Origin of the sequence: Treponema vincentii (assembly GCF_010365865.1) — a bacterium.
In the GTDB taxonomy this organism is placed as follows: Bacteria; Spirochaetota; Spirochaetia; order Treponematales; family Treponemataceae; genus Treponema.
Genome location: NZ_CP048020.1, coordinates 378,958 through 395,637, shown reverse-complemented (window position 1 = coordinate 395,637; position 16,680 = coordinate 378,958). Strand labels below are relative to the sequence as shown.

Below are 16,680 nucleotides of genomic sequence, written 5' to 3'. Positions count from 1 at the left end.
CCGATAAAAGCTATGGAAGGCGGAGAAAACATGACGATTGATAGACTAAACGGAATTGATCCTGTAAAACCTGTACAACCTATTCAACGGACACAGAGGGCTGAGGTGGTCGGTAAAGCCGATGCCGTTTCCGTTTCAAACGAAGCACGGGTGTTATCAGATGCAAACATTGCATTGGAAGCAGTACGAAATGCGCCGGATATTCGTGAGGATAAGGTTGCCGAGGTAAAGAAAAAGTTTGCAGATCCTTCATATATAAATAATGCTCTCTTGGAACTTGTTGCTGACAAGATATTAGACGATTACGGTCTCTAAAAGTGTGTGACAGTACGGTAAAGCCGTGGTGTGTCGTTTTAACGCAATTTTAATCGCAAATTAAAATCAAGGAAAACCTCTAAAAACTTCAGTTTTTAGAGGTTCCCGATAATATATTTTCCCGAAAAACCTGAAATGAGGGCGGAATACGAGTATGTCTAATTTTACCTTTAAGCTTACATCAAATATTATCCTCGGAAGCTACTCCATAGCAAAAATAGGTGCGGAAGCCGTTCAGTTCGGAAAAAAATTCTTATTTATTGTTGATCCGTTGCTGCACGAAACCGGTATTGCTAAAAAAGTTATTGATGCACTGGAAGAAAGGGGTATATCCGTTCTTGTATTCGACGGTGTAAAACGTTCCGCCGACTCCGATATCATTGAAAACGCATTAGGCCTTGCACGCGGAGTTTTTATCGATGCCGTCATTGCATCCGGCGGTATGGGACCCGTTGCTATTGGTCGTGCTGTTGCCTCGCTGTACAATGAGTCCGGCTCAATCTATGACTTTATCGAAGGAAAACCCTGTACAGCAGAGCCGCTTCCTTTCATCGAAGTCCCGGCTACTTGTAGGGAACCGTTCACTTTTACGCCGTTCAGCCCGATTGTCGATGTACGATCCCGAAAAATTCATTTGCTAAAAGTACGCAATGACCTTTGTAAACTCTGCGTCTTTGATACCGCCTGTTATTCAAACCTTGCGCCGAATGCAACCGTAGCAACCATTCTTCAAGGAGTCGGTATTGCATTTGAAGGATATATTTCCTCAAAAACAAACTTTTTGTCGGAAACGATTTTAGGGAAAGCTATTGACCGCTTCTTATTGTCGCTTGATCCGCAGTACGGACGGGCTACCGGTGCTTCCCGCGAAACGGTTATTGCAGAAGCAGCCTGTTTAACCGCCATAGGCATTTCTTTTTCCAGCCCCGGATTAGGTAGCGCCATTGCCCTTGCATGTGCAAGCCGCTATAATATTTCCAGTTCGGTAGTCGGAACAATCCTTTTGCCGTATGTCCTCACAAATGCACAAACATCGAGCCTCGATAGGCTCGTAAAAATCGGGCGGATGCTGAATGTCGATACACGCGGTGTCGATCCGCTTTATGTAGCAAAGTCTGCTATCGAAGAAATCCGTCGTCGTTTGGCTCAAGCAAATCTACCTACCCGCTTAAAAGATATCGGTTTATCCATTGAGCAGCTGGTTGCTATTTCCGAAGATGCCGTTTCGCTGAGTTTTATGAATTATATCCCCAAACCGATGCGGAGCGACGATGTGTTTGAGCTACTTAAACAAGCATATTAGTACATGATCGAGCTTTTTAAGCTTGTTCGGCTTCCTCATACTCAAAAAATACGCAAGATTATCAAAATCATCGAGACTCTCGAAACCGAATGCGTTGCATGCTCTTCTGATTTGCCGTATTCGGCTACTCCGCTTTCGTGCGATTCCTTTTATATCGAAGGGCTTTGCACGCACCTTGCGTCAATGTATCCGTCCGATTCCGTTATTACCGCTGCCGTCAAAACCTATATGTCCGCCTTACGTGCGGAAACGCTGACCGCAGGGGATTACCGTATACTGTTTAATGCACTACGCCATGCGCTGTACCGCCAGAGCGGTGTGCAGCCCTCCGAATGGGATTTAATCGCTCCCGGGCTGCGCTACGGAACCGATGCACTGAAGTACGATACAACCGCGCCGAATCCGGCAGTGTCTGATACAGAAACACAGATCGCTGCGCCTTCGGCAGTGCTTCCGATAACGCGCCCGTTTTATCCGGGGGTATATGTGTATGCCGAAGATATCCGCGCACCTTTTAACCTCGGTTCCATATTCCGTACCGCAGAGGCTTTCGGTGCGGAAAAGCTGCTCTTGTCGGAGGGCTGCGTTTCACCCGAACAACCCCGTGCGCAACGGTCGGCAATGGGCTGCACCCACTTTCTGCCGTGGGAGTATTGCTCGCTTGAATCCCTGCCTGCCGACTTACCCGTCTTTGCGCTTGAAACCGGTGGCACTCCGATTACCTCTTTTTCTTTCCCCAAGCATGGCATCGTCCTGCTCGGCTCCGAAGAACTGGGGCTTAGCGCAGAAGCTCTCAAAAAGGTTTCCGCCGGTATTGTCAGCATTCCGATGAAAGGCATCAAAGCCTCGCTCAATGTCGCGGTGGCATTCGGCATTCTCATGCAATACTGGATAGCCTCTTTAAAAGACACGGTGCTTGACAAAAGCTGTTAATTATACAAAACTGTCCACAAGATGCAGGTTTTTTTTACACAAGTTAAAATTATAGCCCAAAATCCGATTTTTTTAGCGGCGATTACAAGCTGGCTTTTGAGTCAATTCATCAAAACATTCATCGGATTTTGCGGTTCATCAGTACATTCTCTGCCGGTCTTTTTCGACTTATTGGTATGGCGCACAGGAGGTATGCCCTCAAGTCACTCTGCTCTTGTGACAGCTCTCTCGACTGCAATCGGTTTTAAACAGGGCGTTTCTTCGGATTTATTTATTTTTTCTATTTTTTCTGCGATGATTGTTATTAGAGATGCAATGGGCGTCCGCCGCTCAAGCGGCCTTCAAGCAAAAATGTTAAACGAAGTAGGCGCTAAAATGGCCGAAACAATGGACATACCTTTTAAGCCCGTGAAAGAAGTTCAAGGTCATACCCCTGTTGAAGTCTTTGCCGGTATGATTCTCGGTGTTGTAATCGGAAGTTATTTTTCACTCTATTATACAGTGTAACCCATGAAGCGGCTGAACGGTTTTTTATATTTCTTGTCGGCGTTCATCGCAACCGGAATTCTCTTGCTTTTTATCATCTTTCCTCTCCGTTTTTATGCTCCTGTATGGGCTGGATACCGGATAGCAGCGGTTCCCTGCTCGGACGATATTGAACCGTATGTTTCAGCTGCGGAAGAGGCCGGTATATCGGGAGTTGCATCGGAGTTTTCCGTTTCAAACCGCTTTTCATTACTAGGAACCGGCCGGCATGAACGGTTTCCATTTACCGATATCGGCCGTTATACCCGATGGTTCCGCGATGACGACGGCGGATATCAATATCTGTACCTTCCGTATACTTCGATTTTTAAATACCTTTCGTTCTATTTTTCGCTCTACGGTAAACGAGCTCATTTCTTTCTTGAAGCTGCTATTCCATATAGTCCGATACAAGGACTTCTTGCGCTTATTCTGTTTGCCTACTGCATTGCCGGTTCCCGTAAAAAATTGCTGTTTTTTGCCGCTGCGTCCAGCTTTGTCTGTTATGCTTTTTGTATTAAAAGCAGTTTATCGTCTGCAACTGCCCTGTTAAGTATATTGACTGCCGCATATTGGCTGGAAGCTCTTGAAAACGAATTGACTATTCAGTGGAAGCAACTTAAAGAGCGGATAAAGCATAATATATTCATGCTGATTCTCCCTGCTGCCCCGCTGTTGACTGCGGCTATCGGTGGAGTAGTTTCCTTGTGCTTTTTCTTGCTGGCGCTGCTGTTATCGGCAAGCATACTCTTTTCCGTATACAGCTTTTTGCAGCTGAAAGAGACCTATTGGGAGCAGTACCGTCAACATCCTTCGTTAAAGCTGTTTGCCATGCATCCGCAATCATGGGCACAGTTTTGGAACACACGATATGCAATTACTGCTACCGTTTTAACCGGCTGTTTGCTGCTGGTGTCTGCGATTATACCGCTTGTGTTCTCAACGAACCGTTTGAGTCCCGCTGCCGCTAAATTGAGTGCGCCCCAGTCGGTTTCACGGCAGCCGATTCCGTTTACCGATTCCGGCTTTTTCACCGTGCAGGCATCGCGGCCGCAAGATTATCTTCCCGATTTAAGTAACTATATAGAAGATTATTGGTATACGGCTGTTTTGCCCTACCTAAATGTGCATGAATCGCTGCAACCACTTACTTCGAATATGCGGGTGTACTTTGATTCCTTTTATGAGGATTCGAACGGAAGACTGCATCGTGAAGAAAAAGTTATATACTCCTTCGATACGGTGTTTATTCTCCGCGCATTAAGGAATGAACGGCTGGTACTGCTCCCATTAGAGAAAATGCTGATAGCTCAGACCGGTTTTTTAGCTGCTGCCTATCGCCCCTTACACGTATCTACACTGAGTCCGTTTACCTCATTTTTTATTATCCTCGGTACGTTGTTATTTCCCTGTGTTCTGATTATAATGAGCAAGGTACGATGATAGAATTTATACGGTTTAAACGGGGACAACAGCAAGCGAAATATATCCGCTTAGAGCCCCAATTTGAAGGAAACGCTTTTCTGCCGCGATATGCACTGGTGCCGCTTGCATTCAGGACACAAACGAGTGGCCTTCCGCTCGTCTCCATAGGAGAGTCTGTAAATGAAGGGCAGATGATTGCTCGTGCGGGAAATAGCGCATCAGCACATGTTCATGCCTCGGTTCCCGGCATTGTTTCGGGGATTGTCGATACGCAGCTGCCAAACGGCCATTCATTCCGTGGACTTCATATCAAAACAGGGGGCAGCTTTGGAATATTGGGTAAGCAACGCACTCCGTATTTATGGAAGCAAAGCGATCAGACAGGACTGATTCACTTTCTCGATCTTGCCGGTTTAGTCAATACCTCCGGAGAAACGATTTCTCTCGCAGAAGACATTAGAACGGCGGTAAAGCAAGGTATAAAAACGCTAACCGTTATGCTTTACGATAAAGACCCTACCTGCTTACTGGATTCTTTTTTAGCCCGCCGGTTTATCCGCGAAGTCGCAGAAGGAATCAACATTATCGCTCATGCGATGGGCGCCGCAAAAATCATTGTAGAAACAGGCACGGAAAAGAAAGAGCGTGCCCTTTTTGATACGATCGGAACCGTTATCCCCGACCGAGACCTTGCACATATTACTGTCTCGCAAACCTATCCCGCAGGAACTGCCCATACACGCTCGGCAGAAAAAGATGCTGTCGTGATCGACGCTTCGACTGCGTTGTCGGTTTATGAATCGGTGCAACAAAACCAACCGATGTTGACAACGTATTTGCTCCTTACCGGCAAGACATTGGAACACGCCAAGGTTATTAAAGTACGCATCGGGACACCGATCGGACACCTGATAGAAGAATGCGGCGGCTTTAAAAGCAAAAATACACATATCATTATTAACGGTTTGTTGCGCGGAACGTTGGTTGACAGTTTAGACTTACCTGCCGGCAAGGGAATTAAATCGATCCACGCGGTCGGGAAAGATATTGATATTCAACAACAACTGGAGGAATGCGGGCACTGCGGACAATGCCTGCGGAGCTGCCCTGCATATATCGACCCCATAAATACGGTGCGCCATATTCAAAGGGATCGGTACACAGCCGAAACGCTGCGTTCTATTGCATTATGCAGTGGTTGTGCCTGTTGTTCGGCAGTATGTCCGGTACGTATTCCGTTAAGCGCGATTATCAAATCGGCAGCAGCAAGAGGGGATAGTTATGCCGTATAACCGTACAATGCTCGCTCCTGCACCCTACATCTATACCGGTATGAATGCGCGGCAAACCGCTATACTCGTGCTGAGCCTCCTATCGCTTCAGCTTATCGCGATGGGCATTATGCACGATTTTGCAAGTATCTTTCTGGTCATATCTGCCGGAGCGGCAGCAGCGCTTGCGTCTTTTCTTATCGGTTATATGCAAGGAAAAAGTTCCTTTGATATTCATGCGCTCGTAACCGGATTGTTGATCGGTTTTTTCCTACCGGTTAACGGAGGCTTCGTTTTTAGCTTCTTGATCGCGTTTATGAGTTATTTTTTCAGCTGGGGTGTTTTCGGCGGAAAAGGTTTCTCATGGATTAATCCGGTCATGCTTGCCGCCTGCATTGCTGCAGTGTGCAAGCCCGATTGCTTTGTACAACCGGCCGGTATCAATCGGATAATCTCCGAAGGCAGTGTTTTTTCCGCCCTGAAAGGCTCCGGTTTGTTGCAGACACCGGCCGATCAATATATAACGTCAATGTTCAACTCGACATTTTTGCACGAAGTTGACGTAACACTTCCGGAAGGGTATATCGGACTTTTTCTTCACTATCCATCCGCCATACCGGCTTTTCGATATAATCTTTTAACGTTATGCTCTTCAATCGTATTGTTGTCAGTAAAAACGATCCATAAAACACTTCCTTTTACTTTTTTGATCGTCTACGGCCTGCTTGTATATTTGTTTCCCTCCGCAGGGCACACAAGTACATACGGACAGGGTGATGTATTATCTGCGATACTGACGAGCGGCGCTCTTTTTTCGGCCTTTTTTGTCATGAACGACAGCGGCTCCATTCCCCGTTCATGGGAAGGGAGATTTATCACCGGCATATTGACCGGCATCTTCGCTTTTTGTATTGCGGGTCCCGGTGCGATACCGGCCGGTATCCCTTTTGCCGTTTTATTTGTTGGTTGCCTCACTCCCCTCATCGAGTGGCTGGAAGCATATTTTTATAAAAGGAGACGAGGTGCATTATGACCGATGCTGCAAAACACCTTTTAAAAAAATATGCTGCACTTGCCGGAATTGTGCTTGTATTCTTAGCCTCATTTTTTGGGCTGTCATATCTACGGAAAAAAGCGGATGCCTTATGTTTGACCGCCGCTGCAGAAAAGCTTTGCCGGGCATATCCCGGCTTTAAAGGGCAGCAAATAATTATCTTAGGACAGGATAATTCAAGATTATCCGGCTTGCCATTTAGAGCCGTATTGTCCGCAACATACTCCGGACATGAGGCGTTAGTATTTATGCTTCCGATAACAGGCAAGTACGGCGTTTATCCTGCCGTCTTTTTTTATGAACGCTCGAGCGGCTGTGTATTCTGTGGACTTGCAGGGGTTGATGCTCTTCCGGAGCAGGCGGAGAGTTACGGGATAACGCAATCAGCTATTGCAATACATCGGAATAAAATCGGCACGCTAATGAAGAAGCAGGAGCGATAATTATGGTCAATAAATCGGTTGTCTTTTTTTTAGGTTTATGTCCGGTCATCCCTCTCGTAGCTCATTTTGCTGAAGGTCTGATCTTTATTGCGGAATTTTGGCTTCTTTTGGCGGTCGGAATAGTAAGTAAGATGCTTATCGCTTATTTTAAAATTGATAAATTTTCTCAGATTATACTCTTCCTTGATATTATTCTTGCGACAGCATTATATGCGCAAATCGTAGGGGCAATTTTTCCCGTGATGGCAATTAGCCTCGAAAGATACATATATATGGTTGGGTTTTCGTATATACTGATTATCAGCATCGGTATGTATGATTCAAGCCAATATCCGTTTGAAATGCCGATACTCTATTCAATTCTCTTAGCGGTTATTTCGATATTGCGGGAACTCGTGGTGTTCGGTACGGTTTCTTTACCTGCTCGCTCCGGCTTATTCAGTATTACGCTTATCCCGTTCCCTTTACCGCTTAAGTTTTTGGGGAGCAGCGCCGGCGTTCTTATGATGCTCGGTGTTGCACTCTGGCTTTTCCTCAGCTTCCACAAAGGTGAGTTGTTACCCTTCCAAACCGATGAAATGCATCGGAATCGATAGTAGTGAGAAGGCATATGTTTATCGTATCTATAATCTTTTTTTATACCCTCCCCGCTTCTTTAATTTTTTTACAAGGCATCGGTTTGGAACGCCTTTCGATGAATGCGCGTTCAACCCGCGTAGTGATTCCGTTTATTCTACGGGACGGCGCGGTGATGCTCATTTCTGCATCACTCAGCTGGCTGCTTGAATTTTCTATTTTATTACCGCTCGATATCGTAAGTATAACGCCGATTGCCGCATTGATAATCGTATATCTGTGCGATCTGGCCGTACACCGAATATTTTTTAAACATTCTGAAAGTCGGCTGATACGGGAACGCTTGTTTTCGGGCGGTACCGTTATCTTTGCCCTCTATCAGGCTTTCACCTATATCGAACTGATTGCTATTCTGGTGAGCGCCTTAGTAAGTATGCTTGTTTGGTCGTTTGTGCTCTGCGCTGTCAGACGGAGGGTTGAGGAAAGCAATGTCAGCGCGCAATGGAAAAATGCCCCGCTATTACTAATCAGTATGGGGTTGATTGCATTAGCGCTCTATGCATGGGACGTTGCATGGCTGACACCGGCACTTCTGTAACTTATGGTACAGGGTGATTGTTTAGAAATACTTTACGAGATAATTTTGATATTGTTTTATTGGGATCTTCTACAAATCTATACTTGAGTTTTTAGAGATGCCCAATCCTATAAAATGAGATGGAGTTGAATTCCTTTATGAAACGTTGTTGGTTATTTTTCTTTTTTTCTATTTTGATATGGAATACCTTTGCGCAAGAAGCTGCCGAAACTCAAGAACCGGAAACGCCGTCTGCGCAAGCCCCTATTGCTGCGTATGTTTATGAACCTATTCGGAAGGGCGATCAGTTTATCCGCATGGGTTTACAGCTGGGGATACCGCTTTTTAATACCTCGCCGAATAAGTTTGCGATTAACCCCAAGATTTATCCGGGCGGCAGCATCTTCCTCGGTTATACTCATTATCTGACGAAAGGAGTTTCCATCGGCGGTGATGTTGCTTTTACCTTTCATTTAACGCGCGGCAGCAATCTCTATTTTGCCATTCCCTTTACCATCAATTCAGGATACACTTTTGCAATCGAAAAATTCCGTATTCCGCTCACGTTCGGGATCGGCGGCGATTTTCAATCCTATAACGGTACGCGGTATTTCAGCTTGTTCTTTAGACCGCAAGCCGGCGTTTTCTATCAGTATTCCCCCGAATGGTCGTTCGGCGGCGAATTATCATGGGATATAGTTCCGCAATGGTATAAAGATTCAAGCTTTAATCGTACGGGCAATTTCTTGAATATCGGCTTTGCAGCCCGGTATCACTTCTAAAAAGGAACAGAACTATGAAAAAAATACTATTTGCCGCTACCCTCGCGGTTTCTCTTGTAATCGTGTTATCAGCATGTAAAAACCCGCCGATATTCGCTGCAATAGAGCAGGAAGTAAAACTCAACCCAGCTACCGTTAAAGGTCGCGTCCGCGGAATAGTTAAGATTGGCGATACGTTATATGCTTCAAACGGAAAAATATGGTACAAGGAAAAGGGAAAAACAGGAAAGTGGTCGGAGATGAAGGGTTGTCCCTCAGGTCTGTGTACAGGGCTTGCTGTCGATGGCCCCGACCTCTATGCCGCATTTGAACAAAGCGATACCTTTGCAATTCATTACTACGACACGGGAACTAAATCTTGGACTAAGGCGTCCGGACTAACGGCGCAGGCTGTTTTCGGATCGCGGCTTGTTTTTGCAATCGAATCGGGAAAGAGCGGTAATGCGACAACCTATACGATAAGAACCATTGAACATGGTACGTTATCGGCTCCATGGACGTCGCCTACCGACAAGGCGCCGGTCGGTGCAGCCGGTTTATACTGCTTATTGGAAGATGGTCTTTACAAGAAGGACAGGACAAAGATACCTGGTAGTCCTTCTTCGGGACTAAAGGGTATTTGTGAAGGACCTACAGACTCCTCCGTCTTTGTTGTTGACAACACGAAATTGTACTGTTATAACGGCAATACTTCGACTTGGACAAATATTGTACACGGAGTAAGCAGCCCTCAAAGTATTACCTATTTGGAAAATAAGCACTTAGTACTGATCAGCAGCGGTATAAAGGGATATGGAGAAATTAAGCTTGCCGGCGATGCGCCTACTCTTGCGGGTGCACAACCGATTAAAGCGGGTTCCGCAGATTCTTCCGTCCCGCCGGGGAATATTCTTCAATATAACAACAGCGTTGGAAAATATGTGATTAATCCTATTTATGCGTTTGATAGCAGTACCGGTTATGTCATCTATGCCGGTATAAACGATCCCAATACGAGATATACCGGTTTATGGGGCTTCTACAATCCCGGTCAAATAGAATGGAACCGTGAATAAAGATTTATTCGAGACAGCAGCGGCGGCGGAACGGCTTCCGCTTGCTGCACGAATGCGCCCCCGCAGTCTTGACGAATATATCGGGCAGGAACACATTGTTGGGAAAGGGAGGCTTTTAAGAAGAGCAATCCAAGCGGATAGGCTCTCGTCCGTTATCTTTTTCCGGCCGCCAGGGACGGGAAAAACCACCCTTGCTCAAGTTATTGCCAATCATACCAAAAGTAATTTTTTAAGTTTAAACGCCGTCCTTGCAGGCGTGCAGCAGATACGCGATGCGATTGCATCGGCGGAGCAATATAAAAAACTCTACGGAAAACCGACCATTCTTTTTGTCGATGAAGTACACCGATGGAACCGCGCCCAACAGGATGCTTTGCTGCCGTGGGTGGAAAACGGAACCGTTATCTTTATCGGCGCGACAACCGAAAATCCTTTTTTTGAAGTGAATAAAGCCTTAGTGAGCCGCAGTCGGGTATTTCAGCTCAAGGCGCTCACCGATGCCGACCTGTACCGGACTGTGGAACGGTGCTTGCAGGATACGGAGCGGGGCTACGGAAAATGGAAGGTCTCTTTTACCGAAGGCGCATTGGAGCATCTTGTCGAAACCGCTGCAGGTGATGCCCGCAGTCTCTTAAACGCTCTTGAGCTAGCCGTTGAGACATCTACCGAACACTGGCCGCCGCCTGCCGGTACGGAAATCATCATCGATATGCAGGCCGCTGAGGAAAGTATCCAGCAAAAAGCGGTACTCTACGATAAGGACGGCGATTACCACTACGATATCATCAGTGCTTTTATAAAATCAATCCGAGGGAGTGATCCCGATGCTGCTCTTTACTGGCTTGCCCGAATGGTGCGGGCAGGGGAGTCCCCTCACTTTATCTTTCGGCGTATGCTTATTTCCGCTTGCGAGGATATCGGACTTGCCGATCCCTATGCACTGACTGTCGTTACGAGCGCAGCGGCAGCTTTTGACCGTATCGGTTTGCCGGAGGGTAGGTATCATCTGACCCATGCTGCGTTGTATCTTGCGACATGCCCTAAATCGAACAGCTCGCTCGGTTTTTTTGATGCCCTTAAGGCGGTAGAAAAGGAACAGACCGAGGTGCCGAATCACTTGAAAGATGCAAACCGCGATGGAGAATCGCTCAGGCACGGAGAAGGGTACCTGTATCCCCATGCCTACCGCGACCACTGGATTGCACAGCAGTACTTGCCCGACGAACTGATCGGCAGGGTGTTTTACACCCCCGGATACACCGGCTATGAAGAAAAGATACGGAACGAGGTACTGGCAAAGCGGGAAACCCAGCTGGCTGCAATACACGAGGCTGCCGAGGGAAAGAAGGATGCCTTTACGGTTGAGGATTGGCAGGCACGGACGGAAGGCAGCAGCGCCGAAATACTGGAGCAGATACGGGACACCCTTATCAAGTTAGCAAATCTGTCCGCCGATGACCGTGTGCTGGTGTACCGGGCTGACGGGGGGCCTTTGCTGTGGCCGAGTACCCGTATCACCCTTAACGGATGTACCGCAGGAATCTTTGAACACCAAGAAGCCTTGCAATCCGCACAGCGGTACGCGGAAACCTTTGAATTTTTAGACCATCCGATTATGACCGTGCTTCCAGCCTGTACCCACCCTAGAGAAAAAATACCTGCCGCTACTCAGCTCGATGAAAACCTATCCGCTCCGTCAGATAGTAAGGCTCTTTTTCCCGAGCTGGCCTTTGATGTTGTGCTTTCGTATAACCCCGCTGCGACTGCGGACGGTTTTACCGCTTTCTTTTCCCGTATCGCGCAAGAACATGCCACCGGTGCGCGTATCATTTTTGCATTCGCGCTTCCGCAACAGGGACTCCGGCTGTCGGCACTGCTCCCGTCTGACGAATCCGTAAATCGTTTTTCGGCTGCCGAAGCCGCATTTTTTTCCGACAGCCGAAATAAACACATCGCATGGACGGAGAACACCGTTGTAGACATCGCCGAAAAAGCAGGCTACCGCATACAGCTGCTGAAAAAGGTAGACTATCAAGAAAAGCGGCTGGTAACACAGGCCGAACTCGGACGATGGTTCTCGGCAGAATCCGAATACGGCACGGCAATCCGCAGCGCTTTTGTTTCGGAGGAAGGTTCCCTCGAAAAAATCATTCAGCAGCTGGAACAGCGGTGTAGAAAACCTGCCGTGTATACCCGCACCGTCGTATACATGAGTGTTTCCCTTTAGAGAAACTCCACCATAACGGCGTTTTATCCAATCCTTAGTTTCTATCCCCATTATGAATTACATACCGCATCGATATGCCGGAGCAGCTGTTCACAGGTATATCCGCTGATGAGGTAGGCATTTGAGTTGCGGCTGTCGAAGAATACATAGTCGCCGCTTTGCAGGGGCGTAAACGAAAAGTGCAGCTCCGTGCCGTTGCCGAGCGCTAAACGCACCCATGCGGTTTGAGGACTTTGCAATGGCGGCGCGCTGTATATGTCGATACAGGAGAATTTTTCTAAAAAGCTTTCCAATGCACGGAACGCAGCACCGTTCGCTTCCGTTCTGATTACGCTGTGATTTCCATACTCCAAGCCTTGGATGCCCGTGCCGCGGAAAAGTGCCGCGTATATCTGTAAGTCGAGCCAGAACGGAGCGGCGACCGTTAAAAAAGGTTCAAACGCATTATCGATTAAAAACACCTTGACGCTTGTTCCCGTCCGCACATACCGACCAGCGCCGGCCGCATCGGTCATTCCGAAAAAGAGTTCCGAAAGAATGGTTTTATCCTTCCGCACAAAGACAATACGCGAAGCGTGTCCGTCATCGATTTCGTAATCGGGATAATCCTGCGGACGTGCCGATATGGGGAGAAAGGATCGTCCGGCGCCGAGCAGCGAAAAAAAACGATCGATAATTTCCTGCCTGACCGGATAGCTGCCGTTTCCGGTGCGGAGATAAAAGCGGGCGCCGTCTTTAATCAGCGTTATTTCGCCCATCTCTACCGGTTCAGCCCTTGTCGGAATGGAAAACCGGATTTCCGCAACCTCGCGGATATCCGGTTCATGCATCAAGCTGCTCGAAAAAATGCCCGCCCGGGAAGGCCGGTATAAGAAGCTCAGCGCATAGCAACAGAGCAGCACGCAGAGGATGATAAACAGAACCTTTGTTTCTTTTTTCATGCGTGGTTCCTCCGCCGGAGGATGTATAGCGCGGCGCCTGCACCGATAATCAGCATGGGTACCAGCACAAGGTTAAGGATACGGGCGGCGGCGATAATGCGGTTAAACGCCGCATCGCTTTCAAAGTAGCGGAAGGGCAAAACTGCCGGCTGTTTGTTTTTTAGCTGTAAAAGCGCATCCTGCCGCGCAATCCAGTACACGGTATTCACCATAAAGTCCAAATTCGCATCGGAATTTGTGTATTCTACGGCGGAACTCACGCAATACTCATCCGCAACCACCAAAAGCCGCGCATTGTCTGCGCCGCTGATACCGCTCACCGCATTGACGCCCCGCTCGCTGAAAGCTGCAAGCGGATAGGCTGCGTGTTCGCCGTTCGCGGCGGCTGTAAGCTGAGTTCCGTGCGGGTCGGTGTTATACGGCGGCAGTTGCAGCGCCGACTTGTTGCTTGAAACAAGCAGTGGAAGCGGCGTCTTTCCCCGCGCGGCGGTACACACCAGCTCCGACGGCCAGAAAAACTGCGCGGGCTTTGCCGCAGATAGCAACGGAGGAATCGCTTCCGCCTCTTGCCGGAACACCTGAACCCAAAACGGGTAGTTGATATGCTCATACCGAGAGCCGTCGGCGGCCGGTAATGTCATGCGGAAGTTCACGGGATCCATCACAAGATTAGTCTGCACCGCAAAGCCGGAGCGAGCGAGCAGTTCAAGCAGTCCGTCATCTTTTTTGGGTGTTGCCTCCCAGCTGCCGCCGATATCCACGGTGTTTGCGGACACAAAAAAGACGGCGGAACCGTGCCTGTTAATGAAGGTATCAACAGCCGTCAGCATATCGGCATCAAAGTAGGAAGAGCCGATTACCAATAGCGGAATTTCGGGGTGCAGCTCCGGATAAGGCTTGGTCAACGTAATCGGTACAAACCCCGCATACTCAAGCCACGGCAACACATATTTATAATTACCCGTTGCGCCGTTTTCTGCACCGCCTTCGGGAAACGCAACATAAACGGAGCGGTCGAGTTTTCGCCCCTGCGCATCCTGATTCATCTCGGTAATAAAACGCGCAATATCAGCTTCAAGGGTGTAGATATCGGAGAGGAACGGAATAACGCGGCTTTCCCCGCGGTACTCGCACAGCAATCCCGAATAGAGGTTTTGCAGTACCTGCGTATTATTGCTGTTCCGTTCAATTTGCCGAGCGACAATGCCGAGCTGATTCAGCTGCTGCGGGGAAAGCTTCTCCGTATCCTTGTATCGCACGAGACAGCGTCCGTCCGCAGTACGCTGATATTCTGCAAGGATGTCTTCAACATATTGAAGCGACGGCAGGAACCCGTCAATATTGTACGAGCGGAACCACGTGATTGTTACCGTCCCTTCGAGGCCGTTCAGTATCGATCGGGTATAGGCTGAAAGCGAATAGGTGCGCTGTTGTGTCATATCAAGCCGGGCATAGAACCGCTGTGAGAGCAGCGCTGCCGTTACGACGATGGCGCCCAACAGCAGGGCTTGAATACGATACTCTTTTACGCTGCGCATCTTTATGCTTATCGATTTTGTGTTCATCGGCTTTCCTCCTGAACGTACAGTAAAAAAACCGAAAGCCCCTGCGCCGCGACGATGAGCAGTATATAGAAGAAGAAATCACGAGTGTCGAAAATACCGCGCGCAGCCGATTCAAAATGAAGCGTAAAAGAGCAATAGTGTAGTATTTTTACAATGGCTGACGGGAGCGGCAAAACTTGAGCTAAGACGTGGCTTGCGGTAAAAAAGATACCGGTAAAAAAGCTGAGCAAAAAACTGACGGCAGTGTGCGCAGAGATATTTGAAAGTGCGAGCGACCATGCGGTAAAGGCTGCGCCGAAGAAGAGGACAGCGCAATATGAGAGAAAAAACGGAAAAAAATCAAAATAGACAAGCGGAATAACCGAAAGCGGAATCACCATCGTAAGCGTGGCGGCTCCTGCAAAACAGACGAGCAGGGCTGCGTATTTTGCCGCGGCAAGCAGGCGTTTATCCACCGGATAGGCGGCAAGGAGTCGGTCGGTGCCGTGCTTTTTTTCATCAGCCCAGCTGTTCATCGCAAGCAGAGGAATGACAATACAGAACAGGAACGGCAGATTGAGGAAAAAAGCGCGGAAGTCCGATAGCCCCGCCGAAAACCAGTAGCCTGAACCCACGAACGGGAGCGCCGCTCCGAGGTAAAGCACGAGCGCCGCCGCATAGAGCGCGGGGCTGTATATGAGGGTATGTAGTTCCTTGTTAAAAAGCGCCTTAAACGCCGGGAATCGATTCATCGCCGCCCCCGCTTACCGGATTCGGAAACGGCAGATTCACGGAACTCGCGGGTGGTAACTCCGGCGTACTGTTCAAAGGTCTTGAACAAAAGCGTATCGGAAGCAGCATCTTCTTCAATGCCGAAGTCCTCGTATAAACGCTCGGCGAGTTCCGCCCGTGTTCCTCCGGCAATCTGCCGTCCCTTGTGGAGCAGAATATGCTGCGAGCATATCCGTCCGGCCAGCTCAAGCTGATGGGTGCAAAGGATGACCGCCGCATACGTGGATAGCGCGAGTATCTTTTTTTCGAAGTCTTTCAGCTGGAACGGATCAAGGCCGGACGCGGGTTCGTCCAAGAGGACGAGGCGGGGGTGATGGATAATCGCTTGCGCAAGCCCTACCCGCTGCCGATACCCTTTCGACAGCTCTTTAATCCGTTTGGCGTATACCTCTTGCAGATCGGTAAACTCAACCGCCTCGTCAAGCAGGTCTTGCTGCACGATGTTACCGAAGCCGCGCATTTGCAGCGTAAAAAGCAGGAACTCTCGCACCGTCATCGAATCATAGAGCGGGTTTTGCTCATACAAAATCCCGATATTCCGCTTAGCCTCGATCGGTTCGTTCAAAATGGAGTATCCGCAAATCGATACATCTCCGGAAGAGGGCAAGCGGTACCCGCTGATGCTGTTCAATACCGTACTTTTCCCCGCCCCGTTTAATCCGAGCAGGGAGTAAATACCTCCAGCCTCAGCGGTAAAACTGATGTGTTCGCAACCGGTTTGCCGCTTCTTTCCTGTGCCGTAATATTTACAGATGTCTTGTACTTCAAGGATAATCACTATCGCCTCTGCCGGTACTATATCACTTTTCGAATAATCAACAAACCCCGGAGTAGAACGGAAACGACAGGTATTAAAGCCTTTGTATGAACCAATCACGTAGCTTTTCTATCGAAATCGGATTATAGTATTCGAGTGA

The 16,680-nt window shown here is 48.3% G+C and carries 17 protein-coding genes; 13 read left to right on the top strand and 4 right to left on the bottom strand.

The features are described from left to right. The first annotated feature begins 30 nt into the window (after nucleotides 1-30). The 13 genes from GWP43_RS01810 to GWP43_RS01750 all read left to right on the top strand — a co-directional run bounded on the left by GWP43_RS01810 (nucleotide 31) and on the right by GWP43_RS01750 (nucleotide 12,486). Nucleotides 31-315 carry a flagellar biosynthesis anti-sigma factor FlgM gene (locus GWP43_RS01810; protein ID WP_162664711.1) on the top strand — a complete coding sequence of 95 codons (285 nt, stop codon included), beginning with the start codon at nucleotides 31-33 and terminating at the stop codon, nucleotides 313-315. A 154-nt stretch (nucleotides 316-469) separates the two neighbouring features. After that, nucleotides 470-1,618: an iron-containing alcohol dehydrogenase gene (locus GWP43_RS01805; protein WP_162662239.1), complete on the top strand. Its 1,149-nt coding sequence runs from the start codon at nucleotides 470-472 to the stop codon at nucleotides 1,616-1,618. A gap of 3 nt (nucleotides 1,619-1,621) precedes the next feature. Then, complete coding sequence (locus GWP43_RS01800) at nucleotides 1,622-2,551, top strand: TrmH family RNA methyltransferase (RefSeq protein WP_162662237.1); 930 nt, start codon at nucleotides 1,622-1,624, stop codon at nucleotides 2,549-2,551. A gap of 21 nt (nucleotides 2,552-2,572) precedes the next feature. After that, a complete protein-coding gene (locus tag GWP43_RS01795) occupies nucleotides 2,573-3,058 on the top strand; it encodes a divergent PAP2 family protein (protein ID WP_162662235.1) in 486 nt (161 codons plus the stop codon). A 3-nt stretch (nucleotides 3,059-3,061) separates the two neighbouring features. Further along, a complete protein-coding gene (locus tag GWP43_RS01790; RefSeq protein ID WP_162662233.1) occupies nucleotides 3,062-4,519 on the top strand; it encodes a hypothetical protein in 1,458 nt (485 codons plus the stop codon). Next, complete coding sequence (locus GWP43_RS01785; RefSeq protein WP_162662232.1) at nucleotides 4,516-5,793, top strand: 4Fe-4S dicluster domain-containing protein; 1,278 nt, start codon at nucleotides 4,516-4,518, stop codon at nucleotides 5,791-5,793. The genes GWP43_RS01790 and GWP43_RS01785 overlap by 4 nt, the downstream gene beginning before the upstream one ends. After that, nucleotides 5,783-6,805, top strand: coding sequence for an RnfABCDGE type electron transport complex subunit D (locus GWP43_RS01780; protein ID WP_162662230.1), 1,023 nt, complete (start codon nucleotides 5,783-5,785; stop codon nucleotides 6,803-6,805). The genes GWP43_RS01785 and GWP43_RS01780 overlap by 11 nt, the downstream gene beginning before the upstream one ends. After that, a complete protein-coding gene (locus tag GWP43_RS01775) occupies nucleotides 6,802-7,269 on the top strand; it encodes a hypothetical protein (RefSeq protein ID WP_162662228.1) in 468 nt (155 codons plus the stop codon). The genes GWP43_RS01780 and GWP43_RS01775 overlap by 4 nt, the downstream gene beginning before the upstream one ends. A gap of 2 nt (nucleotides 7,270-7,271) precedes the next feature. Continuing rightward, the gene (locus GWP43_RS01770; protein WP_162662226.1) at nucleotides 7,272-7,865 is read left to right on the top strand and encodes a hypothetical protein; all 594 of its coding nucleotides are present in this window, start codon (nucleotides 7,272-7,274) and stop codon (nucleotides 7,863-7,865) included. 2 nt (nucleotides 7,866-7,867) lie between these two features. Continuing rightward, the gene (locus tag GWP43_RS01765; RefSeq protein WP_230977896.1) at nucleotides 7,868-8,443 is read left to right on the top strand and encodes a hypothetical protein; all 576 of its coding nucleotides are present in this window, start codon (nucleotides 7,868-7,870) and stop codon (nucleotides 8,441-8,443) included. 137 nt (nucleotides 8,444-8,580) lie between these two features. Continuing rightward, nucleotides 8,581-9,204, top strand: coding sequence for a TP0733 family outer membrane beta-barrel protein (locus GWP43_RS01760; protein ID WP_162662224.1), 624 nt, complete (start codon nucleotides 8,581-8,583; stop codon nucleotides 9,202-9,204). Between the two features lie 14 nt (nucleotides 9,205-9,218). Further along, nucleotides 9,219-10,259 carry a hypothetical protein gene (locus tag GWP43_RS01755; protein WP_162662223.1) on the top strand — a complete coding sequence of 347 codons (1,041 nt, stop codon included), beginning with the start codon at nucleotides 9,219-9,221 and terminating at the stop codon, nucleotides 10,257-10,259. Then, nucleotides 10,252-12,486 (top strand): AAA family ATPase, encoded by a 2,235-nt coding sequence (locus GWP43_RS01750; RefSeq protein WP_162662222.1) that lies wholly within the window; start codon nucleotides 10,252-10,254, stop codon nucleotides 12,484-12,486. The genes GWP43_RS01755 and GWP43_RS01750 overlap by 8 nt, the downstream gene beginning before the upstream one ends. Before the next feature lie 50 nt (nucleotides 12,487-12,536). Here the strand turns inward: GWP43_RS01750 and GWP43_RS01745 are convergent, their stop codons facing one another. From GWP43_RS01745 to GWP43_RS01730, 4 genes are read right to left on the bottom strand one after another with little or no spacing between them, the layout of a single operon-like run. Then, on the bottom strand, nucleotides 12,537-13,427 hold the full coding sequence (locus GWP43_RS01745; RefSeq protein WP_162662221.1) for a DUF4340 domain-containing protein: 891 nt from the start codon (nucleotides 13,425-13,427) through the stop codon (nucleotides 12,537-12,539). Further along, complete coding sequence (locus GWP43_RS01740; protein WP_162662220.1) at nucleotides 13,424-14,992, bottom strand: Gldg family protein; 1,569 nt, start codon at nucleotides 14,990-14,992, stop codon at nucleotides 13,424-13,426. The genes GWP43_RS01745 and GWP43_RS01740 overlap by 4 nt, the downstream gene beginning before the upstream one ends. Next, nucleotides 14,989-15,723, bottom strand: coding sequence for an ABC transporter permease (locus GWP43_RS01735; protein WP_162662219.1), 735 nt, complete (start codon nucleotides 15,721-15,723; stop codon nucleotides 14,989-14,991). Before GWP43_RS01735 ends, GWP43_RS01740 begins: the two co-directional genes overlap by 4 nt. Continuing rightward, nucleotides 15,720-16,640: an ABC transporter ATP-binding protein gene (locus GWP43_RS01730; protein ID WP_230977894.1), complete on the bottom strand. Its 921-nt coding sequence runs from the start codon at nucleotides 16,638-16,640 to the stop codon at nucleotides 15,720-15,722. The genes GWP43_RS01735 and GWP43_RS01730 overlap by 4 nt, the downstream gene beginning before the upstream one ends. Between the last annotated feature and the right edge of the window lie 40 nt (nucleotides 16,641-16,680).